At 67.9% G+C, this 26,211-nt stretch carries 20 protein-coding genes and 2 pseudogenes; 10 read left to right on the top strand and 12 right to left on the bottom strand.

From position 1 onward, the window contains the following. Positions 1–4: 4 nt before the first annotated feature. From menC to ACFTSF_RS24520, 5 genes and pseudogenes are all read right to left on the bottom strand, one after another. Positions 5–1,102 (bottom strand): o-succinylbenzoate synthase, encoded by a 1,098-nt coding sequence (gene menC / locus ACFTSF_RS24540; protein WP_380155954.1) that lies wholly within the window; start codon positions 1,100–1,102, stop codon positions 5–7. Further along, positions 1,099–1,881 carry a GNAT family N-acetyltransferase gene (locus ACFTSF_RS24535; protein ID WP_380155953.1) on the bottom strand — a complete coding sequence of 261 codons (783 nt, stop codon included), beginning with the start codon at positions 1,879–1,881 and terminating at the stop codon, positions 1,099–1,101. Before ACFTSF_RS24535 ends, menC begins: the two co-directional genes overlap by 4 nt. Further along, positions 1,878–2,954 carry a M20 family metallopeptidase gene (locus ACFTSF_RS24530; RefSeq protein ID WP_380155952.1) on the bottom strand — a complete coding sequence of 359 codons (1,077 nt, stop codon included), beginning with the start codon at positions 2,952–2,954 and terminating at the stop codon, positions 1,878–1,880. The genes ACFTSF_RS24535 and ACFTSF_RS24530 overlap by 4 nt, the downstream gene beginning before the upstream one ends. After that, positions 2,954–4,243 (bottom strand): annotated as a pseudogene (locus tag ACFTSF_RS24525) (serine hydrolase domain-containing protein); the annotation flags it as partial. The gene ACFTSF_RS24530 and the pseudogene ACFTSF_RS24525, both read right to left, overlap by 1 nt. 117 nt (positions 4,244–4,360) lie before the next feature. Continuing rightward, positions 4,361–5,416: pseudogene (locus ACFTSF_RS24520) on the bottom strand (alpha/beta hydrolase family protein); the annotation flags it as partial. A 1,030-nt stretch (positions 5,417–6,446) separates the two neighbouring features. On the opposite strand from ACFTSF_RS24520, the gene ACFTSF_RS24515 reads away from it, so the two are divergent. From ACFTSF_RS24515 to ACFTSF_RS24490, 6 genes are all read left to right on the top strand, one after another. Next, positions 6,447–7,649, top strand: a complete 1,203-nt coding sequence (locus ACFTSF_RS24515; RefSeq protein WP_344155125.1) for a cysteine desulfurase family protein — start codon at positions 6,447–6,449, stop codon at positions 7,647–7,649. Continuing rightward, positions 7,649–8,740, top strand: coding sequence for a tRNA 2-thiouridine(34) synthase MnmA (gene mnmA / locus ACFTSF_RS24510; protein WP_344155128.1), 1,092 nt, complete (start codon positions 7,649–7,651; stop codon positions 8,738–8,740). Before ACFTSF_RS24515 ends, mnmA begins: the two co-directional genes overlap by 1 nt. Beyond that, positions 8,737–9,714 carry a methionine synthase vitamin-B12 independent gene (locus ACFTSF_RS24505; protein ID WP_380155951.1) on the top strand — a complete coding sequence of 326 codons (978 nt, stop codon included), beginning with the start codon at positions 8,737–8,739 and terminating at the stop codon, positions 9,712–9,714. The genes mnmA and ACFTSF_RS24505 overlap by 4 nt, the downstream gene beginning before the upstream one ends. 181 nt (positions 9,715–9,895) lie before the next feature. After that, positions 9,896–11,995, top strand: coding sequence for an NAD-dependent DNA ligase LigA (gene ligA / locus ACFTSF_RS24500; RefSeq protein ID WP_380155950.1), 2,100 nt, complete (start codon positions 9,896–9,898; stop codon positions 11,993–11,995). A 95-nt stretch (positions 11,996–12,090) separates the two neighbouring features. Continuing rightward, positions 12,091–13,548, top strand: a complete 1,458-nt coding sequence (locus ACFTSF_RS24495; protein ID WP_380155949.1) for a hypothetical protein — start codon at positions 12,091–12,093, stop codon at positions 13,546–13,548. Then, positions 13,526–13,792, top strand: a complete 267-nt coding sequence (locus ACFTSF_RS24490; RefSeq protein ID WP_344155139.1) for a hypothetical protein — start codon at positions 13,526–13,528, stop codon at positions 13,790–13,792. Before ACFTSF_RS24495 ends, ACFTSF_RS24490 begins: the two co-directional genes overlap by 23 nt. Positions 13,793–13,808: 16 nt before the next feature. Here the strand turns inward: ACFTSF_RS24490 and ACFTSF_RS24485 are convergent, their stop codons facing one another. Then, a complete protein-coding gene (locus tag ACFTSF_RS24485; RefSeq protein WP_344155142.1) occupies positions 13,809–14,453 on the bottom strand; it encodes an amino acid-binding protein in 645 nt (214 codons plus the stop codon). Positions 14,454–14,664: 211 nt separating this feature from the next. Between ACFTSF_RS24485 and gatC the strand changes: the two genes are divergently transcribed. The 3 genes from gatC (at position 14,665) to gatB (ending at position 18,036) form a co-directional block, all read left to right on the top strand. Beyond that, on the top strand, positions 14,665–14,964 hold the full coding sequence (gene gatC, locus ACFTSF_RS24480) for an Asp-tRNA(Asn)/Glu-tRNA(Gln) amidotransferase subunit GatC (protein WP_380155948.1): 300 nt from the start codon (positions 14,665–14,667) through the stop codon (positions 14,962–14,964). Between the two features lie 73 nt (positions 14,965–15,037). Continuing rightward, positions 15,038–16,543, top strand: coding sequence for an Asp-tRNA(Asn)/Glu-tRNA(Gln) amidotransferase subunit GatA (gene gatA, locus ACFTSF_RS24475; RefSeq protein WP_380155947.1), 1,506 nt, complete (start codon positions 15,038–15,040; stop codon positions 16,541–16,543). After that, on the top strand, positions 16,540–18,036 hold the full coding sequence (gene gatB / locus ACFTSF_RS24470) for an Asp-tRNA(Asn)/Glu-tRNA(Gln) amidotransferase subunit GatB (protein WP_344155151.1): 1,497 nt from the start codon (positions 16,540–16,542) through the stop codon (positions 18,034–18,036). The genes gatA and gatB overlap by 4 nt, the downstream gene beginning before the upstream one ends. A 265-nt stretch (positions 18,037–18,301) precedes the next feature. Here gatB and ACFTSF_RS24465 read toward each other — a convergent pair whose 3' ends face one another. The 6 genes from ACFTSF_RS24465 to ACFTSF_RS24440 form a co-directional block, all read right to left on the bottom strand. Then, entirely contained in the window at positions 18,302–19,144 is an 843-nt protein-coding gene (locus ACFTSF_RS24465; protein ID WP_380155946.1) for a hypothetical protein, read from the bottom strand. 5 nt (positions 19,145–19,149) lie between these two features. Next, positions 19,150–20,121: a general stress protein gene (locus ACFTSF_RS24460; protein ID WP_380155945.1), complete on the bottom strand. Its 972-nt coding sequence runs from the start codon at positions 20,119–20,121 to the stop codon at positions 19,150–19,152. 121 nt (positions 20,122–20,242) lie between these two features. After that, positions 20,243–21,319, bottom strand: a complete 1,077-nt coding sequence (locus tag ACFTSF_RS24455; protein WP_380155944.1) for a PQQ-dependent sugar dehydrogenase — start codon at positions 21,317–21,319, stop codon at positions 20,243–20,245. 31 nt (positions 21,320–21,350) lie between these two features. After that, the gene (locus ACFTSF_RS24450; protein WP_380155943.1) at positions 21,351–22,256 is read right to left on the bottom strand and encodes an LLM class flavin-dependent oxidoreductase; all 906 of its coding nucleotides are present in this window, start codon (positions 22,254–22,256) and stop codon (positions 21,351–21,353) included. A gap of 277 nt (positions 22,257–22,533) precedes the next feature. Further along, positions 22,534–23,817, bottom strand: a complete 1,284-nt coding sequence (locus ACFTSF_RS24445; RefSeq protein ID WP_380155942.1) for a class I SAM-dependent methyltransferase — start codon at positions 23,815–23,817, stop codon at positions 22,534–22,536. Next, positions 23,814–25,184, bottom strand: coding sequence for an FAD-binding oxidoreductase (locus ACFTSF_RS24440; protein WP_380155941.1), 1,371 nt, complete (start codon positions 25,182–25,184; stop codon positions 23,814–23,816). The genes ACFTSF_RS24445 and ACFTSF_RS24440 overlap by 4 nt, the downstream gene beginning before the upstream one ends. Positions 25,185–25,278: 94 nt before the next feature. Here ACFTSF_RS24440 and ACFTSF_RS24435 point away from each other — a divergent pair, with 94 nt between their 5' ends. After that, on the top strand, positions 25,279–26,187 hold the full coding sequence (locus ACFTSF_RS24435) for a 2-hydroxyacid dehydrogenase (protein ID WP_380155940.1): 909 nt from the start codon (positions 25,279–25,281) through the stop codon (positions 26,185–26,187). Positions 26,188–26,211 lie beyond the last annotated feature (24 nt).

Genomic DNA, 26,211 nt, shown 5'->3' with positions numbered 1-26,211 from the left:
ATTCCTACAGGGGCAGCCATTCGGTGGAGGTGGTGAACGCGGCCAGCTCCTCATGCAGTGGCTCGACGCCGATGCCAGGGCCGGTCGGTACGGCGAGGTGGCCGTCGGCCAGCGTGAACGGCGCGGTGATGTCGGTCTGGTAGTACCGCGAGGAGCCCGAGGTGTCACCGGGCAGGGTGAAGCCGGGTAGGGCGGCCAGCGCCACGTTCGCGGCACGGCCGATGCCGGTTTCGAGCATGCCTCCGCACCAGACCGGGATGCCGTTCGCGACGCAGACGTCGTGGATCCGGCGGGATTCCAGGTAGCCGCCGACGCGGCCGGGCTTGACGTTGACGATCGAGCACGCGCCCAGCGAGATGGCCGCAGCGGCCGCGCGGGCCGACGTGATCGACTCGTCGAGGCAGATCGGTGTCTTGACCTGCCGGGCCAGCTCCGCGTGGCCGAGGATGTCCTCCTCGTCGAGCGGCTGCTCGATCAGCAGCAGGTCGAAGGCGTCGAGCTGGGCCAGGTGCCGGGCATCCGAGACGCCGTACGCCGTGTTGGCGTCGACCTGCAGCAGGATGTCGCCGAACCGCTCCCGGACCGCGGCCACCGGCTTGATGTCCCAGCCGGGCTCGATCTTCAACTTGATCCGGAGATATCCCTCATCGAGATAACCCTCCACAGTAGTCAACAGGTGATCAATCGAGTCCATAATGCCGACGGACACTCCACACGGCACGCGGTCATGCACAGCGCCTAGTTCACGCGCCAGCGATCGGTCCTCGGTTCGCAGTTCGGCATCCAGTACAGCGGTCTCCAGCGCGGCCTTCGCCATCCGATGCCCGTGGAACTTCGCCAGCGCCGGCGCCACCTGGGTGGCCTCGGAGACGTTGGCCATCGCGGGCACGAAGTATCTGCGCAGTACGTCGATCGCGCCGTCGACGTACTCCTCGGAGTACAGCGGTGCGGCCATGGCGACGCACTCGCCCCAGCCCTCGGCCTCGGTGCCGACCGCGCGGACCAGCAGCGCGTCCCGCGTGACCTCGGTCCCGAACGAGGTTCGGAACGGCGACACCAGCGGTAGCGACACCCGTCGCAGTTCGACTCCGGTCAGCTTCATGCCACTCCCTCTCGTTCGACTACGTACCATCCGGTCCGATCGAAGCCCGTGACGCGCGCACCGTCCGCCAGCAAGCCACCGAGCACCTCACGCACCGCCAACCGCCACTCCTGAGCCGCAGCGAAGTTCGTTACCCGCAAGCTCTCCACATCACTCGGTACGGCGACCGCCACCGGCCCGGTGATCGGCAACTCGCTGCGGATCGGCCGACCGTCGCTGCCGCGATCCAAGGCGATGGCTGTCGTCGATGTCTCGACACCGCCGACCGGTTCGTCGATCTGCCAGCGCACCAGCAGCCGGTCGCTCTCGTCGTTGCCGTTGATCTCGTCGCGCATCTGACCGTAGAAGTTGGTCAGGTACTGCTTCGGCCGCGCACCGAGCTTGACGAGGTTGAAGTACGCGTTACGACGGATCAGCGGATCGAAGGTCCACTCGATCGCGGTGAGACCGTGCTGCAGTGCCCAGTCCCGTTGGTGCAGCTTGAGGGCGAACCCGACGTTCCGGCTGCGGGACTGACGGGACACACCGGCCACGTGACTGTGCAGAGTCCGCTCCGACGGTGCACCGAAGAATCCGACACACGCCCCGACCAGTTCGGGGCCGTCGTACGCGCCGCTCACGTAGCTGCCTGAGTGGGACATCGCGCGCAGCAGTTCGGTGGTCACGGGCGGATTGTTCGGGTCCGGTCGCCAGATGGCGTCGAACAGTTGGTACACGGCTTCCAGATCGCTCAGTTCGGTCAGCTCGCGCACCTGGACGGCTGTGGATGTTTCAGTCATAGCAGCTCGGAGATCAGTCTGGTGAGAAGTCGAGTGCGGGGTTCGATCTCGGCGACGATGACGTGTTCGTCATCGGCGTGGGCGCCGCCGCCCACCGCGCCCAGTCCGTCGAGGGTCGGCGTACCGATGCCTGCGGTGAAGTTGCCGTCGGACGCACCGCCGACGGAGACCTGGCGCAGTGGCGGCTGACCGAGCTCTGCTGCGAGTCGAGAGGCGTGCTCGTACAGGTCTTCGGCCATCTTGCGTTCGAACGGCGGCCGGTTCGGTCCGCCGATCAGTTCCAGCTTTGCTTCCGGCAGCACGGGCTGGAGTGCTCGCATCGCTTCGTCCACTCGGAGTTGCTCTGCGACAGTCCGGGCGCGCACGTCGACCAGGAAGCTCGCTGCGGCCGGGACGGTGTTGCGGACAGTCCCAGAGACCAGCTTGGTCGGTGTGACCGTAGTACCTGCCGCTGGGTTGCCCAGCTCGTTGACTGCGAGGATCTGATGCGCGGCCTCGACACTGGCGTTCACACCGAGCTCTGGCTCCAGTCCGGCGTGGGAGGCGCGACCGATGATCCGGAGCTCGTAGTTGGAGACGCCCTTGCGTTCCAGCTTGAGTGCGCCGTCCGCCGAAGCCTCCAGCACCAGCGCGGCCACACAGCCGGCCGCCTCGGCTTCGATCAATGCCCGGGACGACGGTGAGCCCAGCTCCTCATCACCGGTCACCAGCAGCGTGACACCGCTCGGGTCAGGGAGTGCGGCAATAGCGTGGAACGCCATCACCACACCGGTCTTCATGTCGAACGACCCGGGTCCGCGCATGACGCCGTTCTCGATCTGGAACGGGTGGGTCGCCAGCGAGCCCAACGGCCAGACCGTGTCGTGGTGGCCGACGACGAGCACCTGGTTCGGCCCGTCGCCGAACTTCCAGCGCAGGTGCGTCCAGCCGTCGATGACGAGGTACTCAGGTGCTTTGCCGAGGCGTTCGGTCCCCAGCCGGGCAACGACGTCCGCACTGGCCGCGACCGCGTCCTTGTCCGCCGACGGCGACTCACAGGTCACCAGGGTCTCGATATCCGCGAGCAGATCCATCAGTCCACCTTCGGTGTCGCGCGTAAGCCGAGGTGCAGGTACTTCTCACCGGTCGGCAGCGAATAGAACGTCACAGGAGTCCAAGCCAACACACCGTCCGGCTGGAACGCGAACAGGTCGCCACTGTCGTCGACCGCGACCAGAGTGCGCTCCTGCACCACCTCGGGCATCAGCGCTGCCAGCGGTCCGGTGAACGTGGTGCGCAGTACTGCTTCACCATCGCGGACCAGCACCTCCTGCGTCGAACCGCCGCGCTCGTAGCGTCCGATGTGCCGTTCCACGGTGACCGCAGGCGGCGTGGCCGGTGGGACCAGGGGAGTTGGCATCGTGACCTCGGCCAACTCGGCGAAGATCTCGCGGAACAGCTCGTCGTACAGGTCGCCGGCGCCGCCGCCGTTGGTCAGCAGCGTGACGGCCAGTCCTTCGGTGGGCAGGATCCGCAGGAACGCCGCCTGGCCGATCGTGCCGCCGTCGTGGCCGATCAGCCGCCGGCCGTCCCACTCGAACCTCATCCAGCCGAGTCCCCAGGAGTCAGCCAGCGTGTGCTTGTCCGGCAGTTCGGCATGCTGCGCGGCCATCTCGGTGACGCTCGCTTCGGAGAGCAGCCGCTTGCCGCTCGCAGTCAGACCGCTGTCGAGATGCAGCCGGGCGAAGGCGAGTACGTCGGCAACCGTCGACGTGATGAGCCCAGCCGGACCGACCGACCGCGGGAAGCCCCAGACCGGTGCGAGCTGGGTGCCGGTGTCGGGCGCAGTGACGTGCCCGACCGCGGCCCGGTGCATCAGAGCCTCTTCTGGCAGGGTGACCGTGTGCTCGAGGCTGAGCGGTTCGATGATGCGCTCTCGCAGCACCTGGTCCCACGTCTTGCCGGTGAGCTTCTCGATCAGCCGTCCGGCCAGTGAGAAGCCCGAGTTGCAGTAGGACCAGGTCGCACCGAGCGGATGGTTCTGGCTGACGTCCGCCAGCACCTCGACGTACTTCTCCAAGCAGTCGTCACCACGTCCGGTGTCCTCGAACACGTCACCGTCGATGCCACTCGTGTGCGTGAGCAGGTGCCGCATGGTGATCTGCTTGGCGACATCCGGATTGCTCAACTGCAGCTCGGGCAGTACGGCGACCACTGGCGCGTCCAGGTCGAGTAGTCCCTCTTCGACGAGCTGCATCACCAGAGTGGTCGTCCAGACCTTGGTGATCGACCCGATCTGGAACAGCGAGTCCGTAGTGACCTCGACACCAGTCTTCTGGTTCAGTACGCCGGTCGCGGCCTGCACCAGCTCGTCTCCACGCAAGATGCCGAGCGTTGCGCCCACGACGCGGTGCTTGGCGGCCAGTGTGGTCAGCCTGCGTTGCCAGTGCGCCGCATCGATTCGCGGACGCCGCGGTCCGGCCGCACTGCCGGCGTACTGCTCGACCCACTCGAGCGTCCGGCGGTTGAAGTCGAGGCGGTGCGATGGCTTGCCCTGCACGATGAAGAGGTGGTCTGCGTCCGGGTAGAGGACCAGCTGGGCGGGCACACCGCGTTCCCGTAGTGCGGTGTGCCATTGCTGCGCCTGGCCGAGGGGACAGCGGCGGTCAGCGTCGCCATGGATGATCAGCGTCGGCGTCTGTACCTCATCGATCTGGGTCATCGGTGACATCGCAGCCAGGTCGCCACCAGACAGCTCGAAGGCGGTCAGGTAGTGCCCGAGATCCGAGGTGCCCGTCATGCTGGTCAGGTCGCTGATCACTCCGCCGGTGACGGCCGCCGCGAACCTGTTGTCCCGACTCGTCAGATAGCACGTCATGAAACCGCCGTAGCTGTAGCCGGCGACTGCGAGACGATCGGGGTCTGCGATGCCTTCGGCAACTAGTTCGTCGATCGGCTCCAAGAAGTCCTTGCCGTCGGACGTCCCCCAACCGTCGACCACACCGGTGAAGAACTCCTCGCCGTACCCGTCACTGCCGCGGGGGTTCACCAGCAGCACGCTCCAGCCGCGGGAGACCAGCTCTTGGTGATAGCCGTGGATCTCGTCGGCTCCAGCGCTCCAGGCGCCGTGCGGACCACCATGGATGTCCAGGAGTAGCGGCTGGGCTCCGGTCGCGTCCGGGTCGCGGATCAGCCAGGCCGCGACCACGGTCCCGTCCGAGATGGTGAACTCGCGCTCGACTCTGCGGAAGTGCTCGACGTCCTTGAGCTTCTCGCCGTACGACGTCCGCGTGGTGCTCGCACCGGATTCCAGGTCGACGGTGACAACTTCGCCGTACGACGTCTCGGTGGTGAGCGTGGTCGTGACGACTCCGCCCACCACGCTGATACCGGAGACGTTCTGACCCGCCTCACCCAGTACTCGCCTCGGAACGCCACCAGCCACCGGTACGGCGTACAGGTGGGTGCAGCCGCGGTCTCGCGCACAGAACAGGACGGTGTTGCCCTCGTCGATCAGAACCGGGTGACCGCCTGGGTAGGCCGGTTCACCCACCATCACGTTGCGGTCGAAGGACTCCGCCAGCTCAGTGACCGTGCCGGACGCCAGCTCCAGTCGCAGCAGGCGGCTGTGGCCCACTGGTCCGTGCAGGTTGCCGACCAGCAGCAGAGACTCGCCATCGGCCGTCCAGCCGGACGCCGCGACCTGTCCGTCGGCCAGACCGACCAGGCGAGGCGTGGCCTTCGCATCGGTCGCATCCAGCACGTACGCCGGTGCTTTCGCAGTCAGATCCGCATCTGTCGCAGTAGCCGCGCCGAACGCCAGCTTCGTCCCATCAGGCGACCAGGCCGGAGCGCCGGCGTTCCAGTCACCCTCAGTGGCCTGTCGGACTTGCTTCGACGAGACCTCCAGCAGGTGGATGTGCCGGCGGACTGTCCGCAGCCAATCTGCGCCATCGGACTGGTAGTCCAACCGGTCCGTGACGATCGGTGCGTCCTGGCTGCCGCCCTCGACCGGCGCGATGTCGACCGGTGCGCTGAAGGCGATCCGCGTGCCGTCCGGACTCCACTTCGGTGCACCAGCGCCTAGTGGGAGCGTCGTGAGCTGCTCAGGCTCACCACCGTCACTGGGGAGCACCCACAGTTGCGCTGGGCCGTCCTTGGCCCGCAGGAACGCCAGCTTGGTGCCGTCCGGTGACCAGACTGGCGATCTGTCGCCGTCGGACCGGGTCAGCTGCCGTGGCTCGCCACCTGCCGCCGGGACTCGCCACAGGTTCCGCAGGTCGCGGTCGGCCTTCAGGTCGGTGGTCCGCAGGACGTACGCGATCTGGCGGCCGTCAGGTGACAGCGTGGGCTGCTCCGGTACGGCGAGCTCGGCCAGGTCGTCGATGCGCAGACGTCGGGTCACGAAGTCCTCCTCGGTGGCAGCAGCTGCTGAGGCGATGCTAGGTGGCGGTACCCGGGGATGCACTTGTCGGATTCGACAAGTGATCGGGAGCTATTCGTCTGGGCCGACCAAGTGCCCGGCGTGTCCGGAATCCCGGCGGCGGATCGGGAACATCCCGGCAGGACTTACCCTTGAGGGTGTTATGACCTCTTTGCGCCCTCGTGCGGTCTACCTCGATCACGCTGCGACGACTCCGATGCTGCCCGCAGCCATCGAGGCGATGGCGGCGCACCTGGGGCGCACCGGGAACGCATCCTCGCTGCACGGTGCCGGGCGGGCCGCTCGCCGGACCGTCGAGGAGTCGCGCGAGACGATCGCCGCCGCGCTGGGAGCGCAGCCGAGCGAGGTGGTCTTCACCTCCGGCGGTACCGAGGCGGACAACCTGGCCCTGAAGGGGCTGTGGTGGGCACGCCTGGCCGAGGACCCGCGCCGCCGCCGGATCCTGCTGAGCGGGATCGAGCACCACGCCGTACTGGACCCGGCGGTCTGGCTGGCCGAGCACGAGGGCGCACAGCTCGAGTGGCTGCCGGTCGACGACCTGGGCCGCGTCCGGCCGGACGACGTACGGCGAGCGATCGAGTCGGCACCGGAGACGGTGTCCTTCGTCACGGTGATGATGGCCAACAACGAGGTCGGCACGGTCCAGCCGGTCCGCGAGGTGGCTGCGCTGGCCGCCGAGTGGGGGATCCCCGTGCACACCGACGCCGTCCAGGCGATCGGGCAGGTGCCGGTGGACTTCGCTGCGCTGGGTGTCGACGCGCTGACAGTCTCTGCGCACAAGCTGGGCGGCCCGTACGGCGTAGGCGCGCTGGTGGTGCACAAGGAGACCAAGCTGACCCCGGTGCAGCACGGTGGCGGCCAGGAGCGCGACGTACGCTCCGGGACGCTGGATGCGCCGGCTATCGCCGGATTCGCGGTCGCAGTGGAGCACTCGATCAAGGAGCAGCCGCTGGAGGCCGCCCGGCTGACCGGACTGCGGGACACACTGATCAAGGGTGTCCTGGAGACTGTCGACGGCGCGCAACTGTCGGGTGACCCGGCCGGTCGCTTGCCCGGTAACGCACACTTGTCGTTCAGCGGCTGTGAGGGCGACTCGCTCTTGCTGCTGCTCGACGCCCGCGGGATCGAGGTCTCGACCGGTTCCGCCTGCAACGCCGGAGTCGCCGAGCCGAGCCACGTGCTGCTGGCCATGGGGTACGACGACCAGCGTGCGCGCGGGTCGCTGCGCTTCACCTTGGGACACACGTCGAGTCAGGCCGACATCGACGCCGTACTGGAGAACATCGGACCGGTCGTGGAGCGGGCACAGTCCGCCGGTCTGCAGAACGTGGGAAGGAACACCTGATGCGGGTACTCGCAGCCATGTCCGGCGGAGTCGACTCCGCCGTCGCGGCGGCGCGGATGGCCGAAGCCGGGCACGACGTCGTCGGAGTGCACCTGGCGCTGAGCCGCAACCCGCAGTCGTACCGGACCGGTGCGCGTGGGTGCTGCACCATCGAGGACTCCCGGGACGCACGCCGTGCCGCGGACGTGATCGGCATCCCCTTCTACGTCTGGGACCTGGCCGAGCGGTTCCACGCCGATGTGGTCGAGGACTTCGTCGCCGAGTACGCCGCCGGCCGCACACCGAACCCCTGTCTGCGCTGCAACGAGAAGGTAAAGTTCAGCGCGGTTCTCGAGCGTGCGCTCGCACTGGACTTCGACGCGGTGGTGACTGGTCACTACGCGCGCATCGTCGACACTCCGGACGGTCGTGAGCTGCACCGCGCCGTGGACCCGGCCAAGGACCAGTCCTACGTGCTGGGCGTGCTCACGCAGCAGCAGTTGGCGCATGCGTTCTTCCCGCTCGGTGACACGGTCAAGACCGAGATCCGCGAAGAGGCCGCGCGCCGCGGGCTGTCGGTGGCGGACAAGCCGGACAGTCACGACATCTGCTTCATTGCCGATGGCAACACTGCGGGCTTCCTCAGCAAGCACCTGGGGGAGTCGCCCGGTGACATCGTCGACGCGCAGGGCAACAAGCTCGGCGACCACAGCGGTACCCACGGCTTCACCGTCGGCCAGCGCAAGGGCCTGCGGATCGGTACGCCGGCCGCAGACGGCAAGCCGCGGTTCGTCCTGGACATCAGCCCGGTCGACCGCACTGTGACGGTCGGATCGCGCGAAGAGCTCGCTGTGACTGGGCTGACTGCCTCGAAGCCGCGCTGGTGCGGTCCGATGCCGACGTCCGAGCTGCAGGTGACCGCCCAGCTGCGTGCGCACGGCGAGGAGATCGCAGTGACCGCACGCCTCGAGGGCGACCAGGTCCTGGTCGACTTCACCGAGCCGGCCTCCGCAGTAGCCCCCGGACAGGCCGTGGTCCTGTACGACGGCACCCGCGTCATCGGGTCTGCCACCATCGACGCGGTCACTCGCGTAGCTGCGCAGCACGCGTGACGACGACTGGCCTGGGCTCACTGCCGGGCGAGGACATGCGCGAGTGGACCAAGGTCCTGCTCGAAGCGGTCGACATTCCGTTCCTGCCTGAGCTCCCGGCACGCCCGTACGGCGACATGCTGAGCAGGGCGATCGCTCTGGTCACCGAGCTGGCTGCAGACCTGCAGCCGGCCGGGTGGCGGCTGACCGGGGGCGGTGACGCCACTGCGAGTCTCGACCAGCGCAGGGCGCGCGCACTGCTGCGGGAAGACCTGGACGTGCTGGAGGAGTACGCGGACGGCTATGTGGGTCCGCTGAAGGTGCAGGTCACTGGCCCGTGGACGCTGGCCGCGACGGTGGAGCGCCCGCGCGGTGACAAGGTGCTGGCGGACCACGGTGCACGGCGGGACCTCGCTCAGGCGCTCGCGTACGGCGTTGAGCTGCACCTGGCTGAGATTCGCAAACGCGTGCCCGGGGCGGACGTCGTACTGCAGGTGGATGAGCCCGCACTGCCCGCCGTACTGGCTGGAGCTATCCCGACCGCATCTGGTTGGAGCAAGCATCGGTCTGTCGACGGGCCGGGTGCGGTCGAGCTGCTGAGCCAGTTCACCGGCTTTGGACCCACCGTGGTGCACTGCTGCGCAGCCCGGCCGCCGATCGAGGTGTTCACCAAGTCCGGTGCCTCCGGGATCGCCGTGGACATCTCGCTGCTCAACGAGCCCGGCTGGGACCAACTGGCCATCGCGTCCGAGGCCGGTGCAACCATCTACGCCGGCCTGGTCCCCACCACCGGTGCGTTGCCGAACCAGGAGCAGGCCGCAGCCCCGCTGATCCGCCGCTGGCGCGAGCTAGGCCTCGACCCCGAACTCATGAAGCAGGTAGTCATCACCCCCGCCTGCGGCCTCGCCGCCTCCCCCTCACTCCGCGACGCCCGCGCCCGCCTGGACCTCCTCCGCAAAATCGTCGACGTAGTAGGCGAAGCCGCCGACGCCTGACCCCGGCCGACGCCTGACGACCCGCCGCGTGCATTTGAACGGATATCCCCCCAAACGCACCGTTCTCCCCTGAAATAACGAGCGGAGAAGGGGCAACTTGGACGGATCTCCCCTCAAATTGCCCCGGGAGGGTTGGTCGGAGGAGAGCGGGTTTGTCGGTGGGCGGCGGTAGGTTTTGGGCATGAGCGAGGAGATTCCGGCGGCGCCGCCTGAGGTTTTAGAGCGGCATGCTGCCTTGAGCAACGAGATCGAGGACCACCGGGCGAAGTACTACCTGGGTAGCTCGGTCATCTCCGATGCCGACTTCGATGCGCTGATGCACGAGTTGCAGGCGATCGAGGAGCAGTACAACGAGTTGCGGACGCCGGACTCGCCGACGCAGAAGGTCGGGGTGCCGATCTCGACGTTGTTCGCGCCGATCGAGCATCCGATGCGGATGGAGAGTCTGGGGAACGCGTTCTCGGCCGAGCAGATGGAGGCCTGGGCGAAGCGGCTCGAGCGTGAGGTGACTGTCCAGCAGATCCACGACTCGGGGTTCCTCTGCGAGCTCAAGGTCGACGGGCTTGCCCTCGATCTGGTCTACGAGCACGGTCGCCTGGTCAGCGGTGGTACGCGCGGCGACGGGCGGACGGGTGAGGACGTCACGCCGAACGTGCGGACGATCAAGAGCATCCCGGAGCAGTTGCAGGGTGACGACATCCCGGCGTTCCTGGAGGTTCGCGGCGAGGTCTACTTCCGGGTCGAGGACTTCACCGAGCTGAACGCGCAGCTGGCCGAGGCCGGCAAGGATGTGTTCTCCAATCCACGCAACAGCGCGGCCGGATCACTGCGACAGAAGGACTCGCGGGTGTCGGCCAGCCGTCCGCTGCGGTTCGTCGTGCACGGCCTGGGCAAGGTCGAGGGACATCGGCTCGGGCGGCTCTCCTCGGCGTACGAGCAGTTGAAGGCGTGGGGGCTGCCGGTCAGCGATCGCGCGCGCCGGGTCGAGACGCTGGCCGAGGTCAACGAGTTCATCGCGTACTACGGCGAGAACCGGCACTCGGTCGACCACGAGATCGACGGTGTCGTGGTGAAGGTCGACGAGATCGACCTGCAACGGGCACTGGGATCGACCTCGAGCGCACCGCGCTGGGCGATCGCATACAAGTACCCGCCGGAGGAGGTCACCACCAAGCTGCTGGCCATCGAGGTGAACGTCGGCCGCACCGGCCGCGTCACGCCGTACGGCGTCATGGAGCCGGTCCGGGTGGCCGGATCGACGGTGGAGTTCGCGACCCTGCACAACGCCAAGGAGGTCGAGCGCAAGGGCGTGGTCCCCGGCGACACCGTGGTGCTGCGGAAGGCCGGCGACGTGATCCCGGAGATCCTCGGGCCGGTCCTCGAGTTGCGCCCCGACGACGCCAAGCCCTGGGTGATGCCGACCGCCTGTCCGTCCTGCGGGACCGAGCTGCGGCCGATGAAGGAGGGCGACATCGACATCCGTTGCCCCAACTCGCGATCGTGCCCGGCCCAGCTGCGCGAGCGGATGTTCCACCTGGCCGGCCGGGCCGCCTTCGACATCGAGGTGCTCGGCTTCAAGGCGGCCGACGCGCTGATCGGCGACGAGCTCATCGTGGACGAGGGCGACCTCTTCACGCTGACCGCGGACGAGCTGATCCGCAGTTCCTTCTTCACCACCAAGGCCGGCGCGCTCTCCGCGAATGCCCAGAAGCTGCTGACGAATCTGGAGCAGGCGAAGACCCAGCCACTGGCCCGTGGGCTGGTCGCGTTGTCGATCCGGCACGTCGGGCCGACCGCCGCCCAGGCGCTCGCCGCGGTGTACGACGACATCGACGCCGTACGGGCTGCTAGTGAGCAGGAGCTGTCGGAGATCGAAGGTGTCGGGCCGACCATCGCGCATGCGGTGATCGAGTGGTTCGCGGTGGACTGGCATCAGGCGATCGTGGACAAGTGGAAGGCCGCGGGCGTCGTGATGCGGCAGGAGCGGACCGGGCCGGTCGTCGAGCAGACACTGGTGGGGTTGTCGGTCGTGGTCACCGGGACGGTCGAGGGGTTCAGCCGCGACGAGGCGACCGAGGCGATCGTGTCCCGCGGTGGCAAGGTGGCCGGGTCGGTGTCGAAGAAGACGTCGTTCGTGGTGGTCGGCGATTCGCCGGGATCGAAGTACGACAAGGCGGTTCAGCTCGGCGTACCGATCCTCGATGCGGCCGGATTCCGGGTGCTGCTGGCCGACGGCGCCGAGGCAGCCACGGCGGTCGCGAGTACCCCGGAGCCGGGCTAGTCGCGGGCTACCTGAAGAATCACGGGATCCGGCACCAGAGCTGAGCCGTCGGACTGTTAGTTTTGCACGTCCATGCATGGGTCAAAGGAGCGAATATGACGACGCCGCCACAGGGACCGTGGGGTTCCGGGCAGCCGGGGGGCCAGCCGGGCGGACAGCAGGGGGGCCAAGGAGGTCAAGGCGGCGGCTGGGGACAGCAGCCTCCTGGCCAGGGTGGCGGCGGTTGGGGGCAGAACCCGCAGCAGCCGCAGCACGGGCAGCCGCAGGGCCAGCCTCCGCAGCAGGGTGGTGGCGGATGGGGTCAGCAGCCTGGCCGGCCGCAGCCCGGTCAGCCGGAGGGCCAGCCTTCGCACGGGCAGCCTTCGCAGCCGCAGCAGGGCCAGCCTGAGCAGGGACAGCCTGCCCAGGGCTGGGGCCAGCGCGCGCCGCAGCAGGGCGAGCAGCAGCCGTACCAGCAGCAGGCCTGGGGTCAGCAGGGCGCCCAGCAGGGCGGCTGGCACCAGCAGCAGAGTGGTCAGCCAGGCCAGCAGCCGTGGCAGCAGGGCCCTGGCTCCGGTGGTTCCAAGGGACCGGGCGGTTTCGGCAAGGACAAGATGCCGCTGGTGATCGGTGGTGGCGTGGTCGGCATTCTGCTGATCGGCCTGATCATCGTGCTGGTCGTCCGCGGCCTCGGTGGCGACAAGAAGACCGCCGATCCGGGCCCGCAGCCCACCTCAGGTTCGACCAACGGCGGCGGCACCGGCAACTCGTCGGGTCAGGCCGAGGCGGCGACGCAGAAGCTCCAGGGCATCGGCTACCAATGCTCCGATCTGTTCAACAACGACGCCGGTGCGCACCGCGGCTGCTTCAAGTACGACGGCCCGACCCAGGTCGACGCGATCTTCCAGTTCACCAAGGACGGGTCGATCATCAGCCTCGAGCTGACCTCCCGCGACGACGACAACCGCAACAACGCCGCGGTCAGCTTCGACGCCGCGCTGCAGGCGCTCGGTAACGACACCTTCGGCGGCAGCGAGGTGAAGAAGATCCAGGACGCGGTGAAGACCGGTCAGAAGTCGGACAAGGTCGGCACCTCGTGGGGCGAGTTCCGGCTGAGCAACGACAGCTCCGTGACCCTGTCCGGGCGCAAGTCCGGTGAGGAGTCGATCAAGGTGCCGGAGAAGACCTGGCAGACCACCGAGGCGCAGCTGAAGAGCGCGCTGACGGCGAAGGGCTACGACTGCAAGGTCATGTGCTCCAAGAAGGTCGGCGACTTCGGTTCGCAGCGCGTCTTCGGCTACGGCACCTCCGACGGTGGCGTGAAGCGGCTCGAGATCAGCATCAACGGGCGCAAGGAGGCCGCGGAGGCCGCCTGGCCGACGGTCGTCGGTGACGCGTTCGGTGCGCTCAAGGGGCCGGACTCGGCAGCGCTGAAGGAGTTCATCGCCAAGCACAACGACGGCAAGCCGGCCGCGGCGTTCGTCGGTGGCTGGCGGGTCGAGATCCGGAACAACGACCGGGACGACTACTTGTCCCGGACGATTAACATCGATGCTGAGTCGTACTACGTCTGAGCTGATCGGCGGAGATGTGATGAAGCTGCCCCGGGAGAATCGGGTCGAACAGGCGGTGGTGGCCCCACCGCCTGAGGCGGCCCAACGGGTCGAAGGGGGTGGGGCCTGGGGTCCCACCCAGTTCGACCTCCCGGAGCGCAGCGGCAGCAACAGCCAGACGATCCTGATCGTCTCGCTGGTCGGAGTCCTGGTGCTGCTGGTGCTCGCCGGACTCTGGACGTTCACCTACTTCCAGCTGGGATAGCTGGAAGTTCGCCGCCTTAGGCGGTGGCGCGGATGGTGACTGCGAGTGAGGCGAGGTAGCTCAATCGAGCGACCTCCGAGCCGAGGAACTCCGGTCCACCGCGGCGACCGACCACGATGATCCGGCGGTCGGATTCCAGCGGCGCCGCGACCAGCACGGACTCGGACAGACCCTTGTGATCCGGTGCGTCCAGGGTGATCGCCTTCTCCAGCGGCAGCCAGGCTGCCGCGACGTCACCGAACTCCGGAGTGGCGCTGGTCTCCAGCGCGACCTTCACCTCGGAACCTGTCCCGTCCAAGAGGACAGCCCAGTCGGCGTGCAGGACGGCCGGCGCCTGCTCGATCAGCAGGTCGATCGCGTCCGCGGGTGCGGAGGTCATCTGCTCGACCGCTTCGAGGTCCATGTGCAGTCCGCCGCCGGCGCCGTACCGGGAGAACCAGATCACCTCGACGTCGTCCACGCTGTTACAGGCCGACACCAGCCGGTCCGGCAGTACGCCGGGAGGCAGGTCGACCACGATGTCGTCGACCGCGGTGCCGTTCTCGCGGCGGTGCTCGACGATCTCGATCGCGTGGATGTCGGCACTCACCTCACCGAGGGCGGTGGCCACCGTGCCGAGCGAACCGGGCCGGTCCGGGATGATCAATCGCAGCAGGAACACCGAACGATCATCTCCCAGCCGATCACCTTGCGCGTAACGCCCTGTCGCCGCCCATGTTACAGAGCGGAACCCGCAACACGCCCGGGCCCTCTCGAACCGCGAACGGGGACGAGGAAATAAACCTGTCACAGCCGCCCTCTAGGATGACTTGAGCGCCACGTGGAGGTTTGCCGTGGCGTGTCCAGCAACTGCAGACACATTGGACCGGTTCATGCCATCGATTACCCGCGAAGAGGTTGCGCACCTGGCGCGACTGGCGCGGATCGAGCTCAGCGACGCCGAGCTCGATCACCTCGCGCCACAGCTCGACCAGATCATCACCCTGGTCGGGCAGGTCAGCCAGGTCGCGGCGGACGACATTCCGCCGACCTCGCACGCCCTGCCGCTGACGAACGTGATGCGCGCCGACGAGAACGTCGAGTGCCTCACCCCGGAGCAGGCGCTGTCCGGCGCCCCGGCAGCCGAGGCGCAGCGATTCCGGGTGCCGCGGATCCTGGAGGAGGACTCGTGAGCGAGCGCATGCGAGCGAACCAAAAAGCACAGCGTCCATGGCGTCGGCTGTCTGAGCGAAGCGAGGACTGACGATGTCAGATCTGACCAGGAAGACCGCGGCCGAGCTCTCCGAGCTGATGGCGTCGAAGCAGGCCAGTTCGGTCGAGGTGACCCAGGCGCATCTGGATCGCATCGCGGCTGTCGACGGGTCCGTGAAGGCGTTCCTGCACGTCGACACCGAGGGTGCGCTGGCGCAGGCCGCGGCCGTCGACGCCAAGCGTGCGGCCGGCGAAGAGCTCGGTCCGCTGGCCGGTGTCCCGCTGGCGCTCAAGGACGTGCTCACCCAGGAGGGCGTGCCGACGACTGCCGGCTCGAAGATCCTCGAGGGCTGGAAGCCGCCGTACGACTCGACCGTGGTGAAGCGGCTGAAGGCGGCCGGCATCGTGATCCTCGGCAAGACCAACATGGACGAGTTCGCGATGGGCTCCTCCACCGAGAACTCGGCGTACGGGACCACACACAATCCGTGGGACCTCGGCCGGATCCCCGGTGGTTCGGGCGGCGGCTCGTCCGCGGCCATCTCGGCGTACGAGGCGCCTCTCGCGATCGGTACCGACACCGGCGGCTCGATCCGGCAGCCCGGTGCGTTCACCGGGACGGTCGGCGTGAAGCCGACGTACGGTGGCACCTCGCGGTACGGGTTGATCGCACTGGCCTCGTCGCTCGACACCCCGGGGCCGTGTGCCCGGACGACGCTGGATGCGGCGCTGCTGCACGAGGCGATCGCCGGGTGGGACCCGATGGACTCCACCTCGATCAACCAGGACGTTCCCCCCGTCGTGGCGGCTGCCCGCAACGGTGATGTCTCCGGTCTGCGGATCGGTGTGGTCAAGGAGCTCGGCGGCGAGGGGTACCAGCCTGGTGTGGAGGCGCGCTTCCACGAGGCGGTCGAGCTGCTGACCAAGCTGGGTGCCGAGGTCGTCGAGGTCTCGTGCCCGCACTTCCAGTACGCACTGCCCGCGTACTACCTGATCCTGCCGAGCGAGGCCTCGTCCAACCTGGCCAAGTTCGACGCGATGCGGTACGGGCTGCGCGTCGGCGACGACGGCACGAATAGCGCCGAGACGGTGACGAGCCTGACCCGCGAGGCCGGGTTCGGTGACGAGGTGAAGCGACGCATCATCCTCGGAACGCACGCGCTGTCGAGCGGTTACTACGACGCGTACTACGGCCAGGCGCAGAAGGTCCGGACGCTGATCGCCCGGGACTTCACCAAGGCCTACGAGCAGGTCGACGTACTGGTCTCGCCTGCGACGCCGACCACGGCGTTCGCGATCGGTGACCGGATCGACGACCCGATCGCCATGTACAAGAACGACCTGTGCACGATCCCGTCCAACCTGGCCGGCAACGCGGCCGCGTCGTTCCCGTGCGGCCTGGCCGACGAGGACGGCCTGCCGGTCGGCTTCCACGTGATGGCCCCGGTGATGCGCGACGACCTGCTGTACACGGTCGGCGCCGCGCTCGAATCCGCGCTGGCCGAGCAGTGGGGCGGCGTACTGATGACGAAGGCTCCGGAGCTGGAGGTGACCCGATGACCGCTGAAGTTGTTGCTATTGACGATGCCCTCGCGCAGTACGACCCGGTCATGGGTCTCGAGGTCCACGTCGAGCTGAACACCAAGTCGAAGATGTTCTGCGGCTGCCCGACCGAGTTCGGCGCCCCGCCGAACACGCAGACCTGCCCGGTCTGCCTCGGCCTGCCGGGCGCGCTGCCGGTGGTGAACCGGCGTGGCGTCGAGTCCGCCATCAAGATCGGCCTCGCGCTGAACTGCGAGATCGCCGAGTGGTGCCGGTTCGCCCGGAAGAACTACTTCTATCCGGACATGCCGAAGAACTTCCAGACCTCGCAGTACGACGAGCCGATCGCCTTCAACGGGTGGACCGAAGTTGTGGTCGATGGTGAGACGTACCGGATCGAGATCGAGCGCGCCCACATGGAGGAGGACACCGGCAAGTCCACCCACGTCGGTGGCGCGACCGGCCGGATCCAGGGTGCGTCGCACTCGCTGGTCGACTACAACCGGGCCGGAATCCCGCTGATCGAGATCGTCACCAAGACGATCGAGGTCCCGCCTGCCAAGGCTGCCGCTGTTGCGCGTGCGTTCGTGAGCCAGCTGCGCGATCTGCTGCTGGCGCTGGACGTCTCGGATGTTCGGATGGATCAGGGGTCGCTGCGGTGTGACGCCAACGTGTCGCTGAAGCCTTCCGGTACGACGGCTTTGGGGACTCGGACTGAGACCAAGAACGTGAACTCGTTCCGCTCGGTCGAGCGTGCGATCACGTACGAGATCACCCGGCAAGCCGCCGTACTGAACGCGGGCGGCAAGATCCTGCAGGAGACGCGACACTGGCACGAGGACACCGGCATCACCACCTCGGGCCGGGAGAAGTCGGACGCCGACGACTACCGCTACTTCCCCGAGCCGGACCTGGTGCCGGTCGCGCCCTCACGCGAATGGGTCGAGGAGCTGCGGGCCACCCTGCCCGAGGCCCCCTCGCTGCGCCGCGCGCGGCTGCAGGAGGAGTGGGGTTTCACCGACCTCGAGATGCGCGACGTCATCAACGGCAACGCCCTGGAGCCGATCGTCGCGACGATCGACCTCGGCGTCGCCGCCGCAGCCGCCAAGAAGTGGTGGCTGGGTGAACTGGCCCGCGCCGCCAACGAGCAGGGCGTCGACCTCGCCGAGCTGCCGGTCGGCCCGGCCGAGGTGGTTCAGGTCCAGAAGCTCGTCGACGAGGGCACCCTCAACGACAAGCTGGCTCGGCAGGTCTTCGAAGGTTTGTTGGCCGGTGAAGGCACGCCGGCCGAGGTCATCGAGAAGCGCGGCCTCGCCCTGGTCTCCGACGACGGCCCCCTCATCGAGGCCATCGACCGAGCCATCGCCGCGAACCCCGACGTGGTCGAAAAGGTCAACTCCGGCAAGCCGGCCGCCGCGGGCGCCCTCATCGGCGCCGTCATGAAGGACATGCGAGGCCAGGCCGACGCCGCCAAGGTCCGCGAACTCCTGAATGCCAAACTAGGCATCTAGTTCGACCGGTGGTGGGGCCTCGTCGGCCCCACCACCCCAGACTCCTGCCTGCCCACCCCGCCACTGAAGCCAGTGGACGTCGGCGAGTGAAGCCAGTGGACGCCCGCCAGTGAAGCCAGTGGACGTCGGACCTCGTCGAGTGTGACCACCGTCGTGGCGGAAAGCCTTTACCAGCAACACCGTTCTCACACTCGCCGGCCAGCTCCTCACAGTGGCACGGTGGCTTCAGTGGCGGCCATCAACACGGTGGCTTCAGTGGCGGCCATCAAGAGGTAGGTGTGCGGGTTGCTCGGAAGCGGGTTCGTAGGCGCTCGACGTCGACCTTGGGCAGGTGTGCCTCGATGACGTCGTAGGTTTCTTCGATCAGTTGGCGGAGGATCTCGGTAGCCTGCGGCGGGGGAGCGGTGAAGACCGCTCGCAACCGGGCTGCGAGTTGGTGTGGGGCGTGGGTGAGCTCGGCTTCCATCGTGTCCAGGCGTTTGAACGCCAGGATGTGACCGCTGTAGCAGCCGTTCACAGCATGCAGTACGGCGAGCAGTTGGTTCGTCATGCGAAGGAATTCGCGCGCGAGCAACACGGGGTTGTCGCGCTCGATCAGCATCTGGCACCGCCAGAACTTGTCGATCGCCCCGTCCTGCTCGACGATCGCGGACGCGAGACCGCGCGGGTACGTCGCCGCCCGGTCCTTCCACGTGTGCACCAGTTCCGGTCGCGGGCCAGCGATCTCCCGCCCGTCGACGAGTCCTTTGAGCAGCGTCAGACCATCCGGATCAGGCACGTTCGCTGCCAGCACCCGGTCGAGCGTCTCATCCACCGAGCTCGACAACGCGTGCTCGACATCCACCGCCAACCCGTCGACCGACAGATAGTCGAACCACGGTGAGCCTGCGTGTTCCGGCGTTCCCGGGCGAACGCTCGGTGCGGGGGCCAGGCGCTCGGCCGTGGTCGGTGGTCGACTCCAGAACACGCCGACCTCGACATCCGACCACCGATCCGCATCACCCCGAGCAGTCGATCCGCCGAGCATGACCGCATCAACCCCGGGCGTCCCGGCGTACGCGGCCAGCACCGGGGCGACCGCCGTACGTCGGAACGCGGAATGATCCACGCTGGTCAGGCCGCGTTGGTGCGCGCCGTCTTCTTCTTGGCGCGAGCCTTCCGACTAGTCTGCGCCGGCTGCCGCCGCACCTGGGGCTTGTCGTCAACCACCGGCTTCTCATCGACCGCCGGCTCAGGCTCGCGCTCGTCGACCACAGGCTCGGCTTCGTCGGGCTGGCTTTCGTCGACCGGAGGCTTGGGAGCGTCGGGCTTGGGCTCCTCAACCGCGGGCTTCGACTCGGCGACCGGCTCAGGTTCGGGCTCGGGCGCTGTGACACGCACGGGCGGTTCGACCAGGTAGCGCGACTTCGCTGCCGGCTGCGGCTTGGGTTCATGCTGCGGCTTGGGGGTGTTGGAGCGCGTGGGCTCGACGAAGGGGTTGGGTTCGGCGAAGTGCTCGGGCTGGAGGAAGGGGTTGGGCTCGGAGGAACGCGCTGGCTCGACGAAGGGATTGAGCTTGGTGAAGGGCTCGGCCGCGATGACGCGGTCGGGTTCGGCGAAAGGCTGGGGTTCGGGGGCGGGCTCGGGCTCTGGGTCGGTGGCTAGGAGGGTTAGTGCAACCGAGACGTCGTCCTGCGCGCAGCGGACCTCGTAGTACGTCGGGGTGATGACCTCGATGGGCGGCGCGTCGGGGCGGTTTCGGACTAGGCCTTGGAAGAGGCCCCACATGGCGCCGACCAGGACGCCGTACACGAATCCCCAAAGTAGGACCGAGAACGCGGTCAGTGTCGTCTCGGCCACCAGGGTGACGAAGACTCCGCTCAGGACTCCGAGCAGGGCACCGGCGCCGGCGCTCAGGAGGGTGCGGCGGACTACCGGGACCGCCGCCTGTCTGCGCGACAGCCGGAGCTCGGCGCCGACCACCTCCAGGCTTCGTGAGTCCATCCCGTAACTGCGCAGGTAGTCGACTGTCTGCTGAGCATCCGCGAAGGTGCTCACCGAAGCGACGACACTGCTGGGGACGACGGACGCCTGGTCGGGCACCATACCAACTCCTCTGGAAAAGCCTGCTGCGTAAGGGGTTCCTCCCCACTAGTACCAGACGGCCGAAATCCTCAAACGGTTGACGAGTCAGATGACAGTCGGACAACAACTGTCCTTCAACCAGTCATCGCCCGATCGTCACCCGCAGGATTCGATCGTCACCATCTCGGCTCTCGCCGCGTCCGTCGGTGTTGGAGGTCGTGACCCACAACGATCCGTCCGGCGCGACCTCCACCGTCCGCAGGCGGCCGTACTCGCCGACGAAGAAGGCCTGCGGTTCGCCGACCCGCTTGCCGCCCGCGACCGGGATCGCCCACAACCGCTCACCCCGCAACGACGCCATGAAAACGTGGCCCTGGGCAAAGGCCGCTCCACTCGGCGAAGCGTCACTCGTCTTCCACTGGGCGATCGGATCGACCATCCCGTCGAGCCCTTCGGCGCCCTCCGCCGCCGGCCATCCGTAGTTCGACCCGGGCGTGATCGCGTTCAGTTCGTCCCACGTGTTCTGGCCGAACTCGGCGGCGTACAGCTGATTCCCGTCGAACGCGAGCCCCTGCACATTCCGGTGGCCCTTGGTGATCCACAGCCGGCCGCCGGGGTTGCCGGGCGCGGCCTTGCCCTCGGTGGTGATGCGCAGGATCTTCCCGCCCAGCGAGTCGTCGTTCTGCGAGTTCGGCCGATCGCCACCGTCGCCGGTCCCGGCGTACAGGAAGCCGTCCGGCCCGAACTTCAACCGCCCACCGTTGTGGATCGCCGCCTGCGGAATCCCCTCGAGAATCGTGGTCTGCTCCGACAGCCGCCCGTCCTTATAGGTCAGCCGCGCGATCCGGTTGTCGCCGCTGGTCGAGAAGTACGCATACACGTACGGCGCTGTGGGATCGACCGCGAGTCCGAGCAGCCCGCCCTCCGACGAGGGGTCCACCCCGTCGACCGTGCCGACGTCGGTCGCCTTCCCGTCGACGATCCGTTTTACCTTCCCGGTGTCGCGCTCAGCCACCAACGCACTCTTGTCCGGAAGGAACGCCAGCCCCCACGGCACCTGGATCCCGCTCACCACGGTCGACGCCACGGTCAGCTTGACCTGGCTGACTGACCCAGCCGGCGCCGTACCGGAGTTGCTGGGCGTCGGCGCAGCGCCCCCTTCAGAACACCCGGCCACCAAGGCCAACGCAGCCACCGCCACCACAACCCGTCCGACCACGCCGTCTCCTCAGCTCGCAGGTCCCCCCAAGCTATCGCCCAACCCCAGCCCGAACCGCAGGAGCGACCCGACTCGCAATCAACTCGAGCGACCGCATCGCCACCGCGTGCGACATCGTCGGCAACCGCATCCAGTGCGCGAACTCCACGAACCGCACCTCGGCGTGCAGCGCGATCAGCTTCCGCGCGACATCTTCCGGCGTACCCACCAAGTAGTCCTCCCGCCGCAACGCGGGCGGCTCGTTCCCGCCGTACGACGCGATCTCGCCCTCCAGGTAGGCGATCCCAGGTGCCGCGTCGGCCCACGCCCGGTCCGCGTCCTCATCCACGTGCATGATCCCCGTGCAAACGAGTGGCGGCACCTCGGCGAGCACCGCCTCCATCAACCGCCGCCGAGCCACAAAATCCTTCGGCGTAGCGCAGTAGACAATCACCCCGTCCCCAACCCGTGCCGCCCGTCGCACTCCCGCCTCAGTCACCCCAGCCACATAAATCGGCACCTCGGTAGACGGCCGCGGCGTCACCCCCAACTGCCCGGCCCACGCCTGCCGAATCACCCCCACCCCCTCCTCCAGCAACCGCCCCCGCCGCCGCCGATCCACCCCGAACACCTCGAACTCCCGCTCCGCATACCCCTGCCCCACCCCCAGCACGAACCGCCCACCCGACACCAGATCCAGTACGGCGACCTCCTCCGCCACCAGCACCGGATGCCGAAACGGCAGCACCAGCACGTTCGTCCCCACCCGAATCCGCCCGGTCCGCCCCAGCAGAACCCCCGCCATCACCAACGGCGAAGGCAAAACCCCATCCCCCGAAAGGTGGTGTTCCGACAACCAAGCACTCCCGAACCCCAACCCCTCAGCCGCAACAACCTCCGCCACCACCTCGCCGTACCGATCCTCCCGAACATCCACCAACACCCCGAACTCGACCATCCCCCCACCGTCACCCGCCCCCACACCCCAGGTCCAATGCCAATCCCCACCCCACTTCATGCACAACCAACATCAGTCCCGAACCGCCCACCCACCAACTGCAGCGCGACTCCCGCCGCCGCTCTCAACCGCCGGCCGGCAACCCTCGCCGAGGGCGGTTGATGAGTGTGGGCGGACCGCCACCACTCACCAACTCCGGCGGCACGCCTGCCGCCACGCTCAATCGCTGGCCGGAAACCGCCATCGAAGGCAGTTGGTGAGTGTGGGCGGTCCGCAGTTAGCTGAGCCAGGTGGGTCGTAGGGGGAAGTGGGCGTCGGTGGCGTCGAGTTTTACGGCTAGGAACTGGTGGAGTTGGGTGTTGTTGCGTTCGAAGCCGACTCGGCAGGCGGCTAGGTAGAGGCCCCAGATCTTGGCGGTGGCGGGGCCTACTTCGGCTACTGCCTCGTCCCAGTGGGTCTCGAGGTTGTCGGACCAGGCGGCGAGGGTGAGGGCGTAGTGTTCGCGGAGGTTTTCGGCGTGGCGGACTTCGAAGCCGGCGTCTTGGGCTTCGGCGATGATGCGGCCGGAGCCGATGAGTTCACCGTCGGGGAAGATGTAGCGGTCGATGAAGGCGCCGGTGGAGCGGTAGCGGTTGTCGGGGCGCGTGATGCTGTGGTTGAGGAGGCGGCCGCCGGGCTTGAGGCGGTCCAGGAGGAAGCCGAAGTACGCCGGGTAGTTGCGGACGCCGATGTGTTCGGTGAGGCCGATGGAGCTGATGGCGTCGAAGTCGCGTTCGGGGACGTCTCGGTAGTCGAGGTAGCGGACTTCGGCGCGGTCCTCCAGGCCTTCGCGTTTGATGGCGGCAGCGGCCCACTCGGCTTGCGCCGATGAAAGCGTGACGCCCAAAGCGGTGACGCCGTACTCGCGGGCCGCGTGGCGGACCATGCCGCCCCAGCCGCAGCCGACGTCCAGCAAGCGCATGCCGGGCTTCAGATCGAGCTTGCGCGCGACCAGGTCGTACTTCTCGTACTGCGCTTCTTCCAGCGTCGAATCAAGAGTCGGATAGACAGCGCAGGTGTAGGTCATCGACGGGCCGAGGATCCACTCGTAGAACGTGTTGGACACGTCGTAGTGGTGGTGGATGGCGGCCTTGTCGCGCAGGCGGGAGTGGCGGAGGCCCTCGAAGGTACGGCGCCATTTCGGGAGGTGTTCTTGCGGTGGGGGAGGCGGTGGCTTCAGGTGGGACCAGCCGAGGCCGCGGACGATGCGTAGGGCCTCGCTCGGGGTGGGGCGTTCGAAGTGGACCTGGTTGAGCATCATCCGCATGAACTCGTACGGGTTCGCGGGGTGGACGCCGGTGATCTCCAGGTCGCCCTGGACGTACGCGCGGACCATGCCCAGGTCGCCGGGGGCGGTCAGGATGTAGGACAGGCCGCGTTCGGTCGCCAGGTGCATGTGGATCGGGGAATCCGCGGGGCCGGTGGCACTGCCGTCGTACGCCGTGAAGCGGAAGGGGAGGCCTTCCGGGGTCACGGTGGTCAGGGCTTCTGCGATGGATACCTGTGTTGCTAGCGTCGTCATCGGCGCGTCACCGCCTTTTCGTAGAGCCCGGTGAGCCGGGCTTCCGGGTCGTAGCGTTGTTTCACCTCAGTCAGGGCCGGGACGTTGTAGAGCCGGTCGAACGTCTCCCGGGAGTAGTACGCATCGGAGTAGAGCGACTTGTGGCCGCCGAAGCGGGCGACGGCGTCCTCGATGGCGCGGTTGACATCACCGTCCGCAGCACCGGCAGCGATCGGGACGGTGCCCCAGAAGCCGACGTTCACGTACGTCGCGCCGGGCGCCAGCGGATAGAGCGGCCAGGACGCGGTTCCGCGCAACCGCAGCGGGCACAGCCACACCGGCCGCATCCCGACCTCACTGTCGAACCACCGCAGGAACTCGGCCAGCCGCGCCACCGGAATCTCCACATCCTGTACGACGCGCTCGCGCGGCGCGTGACCGCGGCGCTGACCGATCCGGGCAGCGAGGTGATGACGGTTCTCGAAACCGACGAGTTTGTGGAACACGTCGCTGCGCCGCCACCTCCGCGGCCACAACCGCCGTACCCATGGCTTCTGTGCACCGAACGCGGCGGAGCACCAGAACCAGTCGGTGTCCCACCGCCACAGGTAGTCGTGAGCGGTGAGGCAGTCGGTCTGGCGCTGCTGGATGGAGCGGTAGTAGATCTGCTGACCGGTGTAGTCGCTCGCCCGCACCGCGGCGTCGCTGTTGCGCCCGAGCGTCAGGTAGGCCTCGGACGGGCTGAACGCGACCCCGTCGACGAAGTGCACCGGTTCACCGTCATACGTGCCAGAGGCAACGATTTCGTCGATCGCCGGGGCCAGGTCGTCCAACGACACGCGGACGTGGCGCAGGGCGACGTACGGGGAGATGCGGTCGAGTGAAATGCGCAGCCGGGTCGCATAGCCGAGTGTGCCGTAGGAGTTCGGGAACATCCGGAAGAGGTCGTCACCAGGCCGTGCCGTCACGATCTCGCCGGCGCCGGTCAGGATGTCCAGCTCCAGCACGGATTCGTGCGGCAGTCCGGCGCGGAACGACGAGGACTCGATACCGAGCCCGGTCACCGCGCCACCCAGCGTGATCGTCTTGAGCTGCGGGACCACCATCGGCGTCAGCCCGTGCGGCAGGGTCGCTGCGACCAGGTCCTCGTAGGTGCACATGCCCTGTACGTCGGCTGTCCGCGCGACCGGATCGACGCTGAGCACCCCGGTCAGCCCGGAGACGTCCAGGCCGGGCGCAGCGAGCTCGGTGCGCGGCCGGAACAGGTTCGAGCTGCGTTTGGCCAGCCGCACGGGTTCGCCGACCGGGATGCGCTGGTACGACGCGCGGAGCCGGTCTACCGCCTGATCGTGCGCGAGCGTTGCAGCCGCATCCGATGTCGAGGGCACCTAATCAGAGTACGACGGCGGTTCGGGAGCACGCATGGGTCTTCTGTCACGCCTGCTCGCGCGGATTGTCCGTGGCGGCGAGTAGGTTTTCCTCATGGGTGATCTGGTGAGGGCGTGGCTTCCGTGGGAGGACTCCGAGCGGGTCCTCGGCGGGGTGCCGGACGGGGTGTCGGCGCAGACGGAGCCGGAGGGGACCGAGTTCTTCGTGCCGGGGTACATGGTCGGGGTGGATCTGCCCGCCGCCTTCGCCGCGATGCCGGATCTGAAGGTGGTTCAGCTGCAGACCGCGGGATACGAGGCCGTCGTACCGCATCTGCCGGAGGGCGTCACCTTGTGCAACGCACGCGGGGTCCACGACGCGTCGACGGCCGAATTGGCGGTCGGGCTGATCCTGGCGTCGTACCGGCGGTTGCCGCGGGCGGTGCGCAACCAGGAGCTCGGTGTGTGGCCGACCGACTACGTGGACATGGACGACTCGCTTGCGGATCGGACCGTGCTGATCGTGGGGTACGGGTCGATCGGTGAGGCGCTGGAGCGGCGGCTGGCCGGGTTCGAGTGTGAGGTGATCCGCGTGGCGAGGCGGCCGCGGGACGGTGTTCACCCGACGACCGACCTCCCGGAGTTGCTGCCGCAGGCGGACGTCGTCGTACCGCTGACTCCGGCGACCGACGAGACACGCGGCATGGTCGACGCGAAGTTCCTTGCCCGGCTCAAGGACGGCGCACTGCTCGTGAACGTGGCTCGCGGGGTCATCGTCGACACCAGTGCGCTCGTGGCTGAGCTCGGTACGGGGCGCATCTCGGCCGCGCTCGACGTCACCGATCCCGAGCCGTTGCCGTCAGGTCATCCGCTGTGGTCTGCTCCAAATGTGCTGATCAACCCGCATCGCGGGGGTGCCTCGACGGCGTTCGAGCCGCGGGTCGCCCGGTTGGTGCGGGCGCAGCTGGAGCGTTTCGCGCAGGGGGAAGCACTCATCAATGTGGTGGCGGGGCCGCCACGCTAGTTCGTCGATCCACAGGAGGACAAC

Origin of the sequence: Kribbella sp. NPDC056951 (assembly GCF_042674205.1) — a bacterium.
Lineage (GTDB): Bacteria > Actinomycetota > Actinomycetes > Propionibacteriales > Kribbellaceae > Kribbella > Kribbella yunnanensis.
The sequence above is the reverse complement of the archived record's forward strand: the minus strand, read 5'-3'. Positions and strand labels throughout refer to the sequence as shown.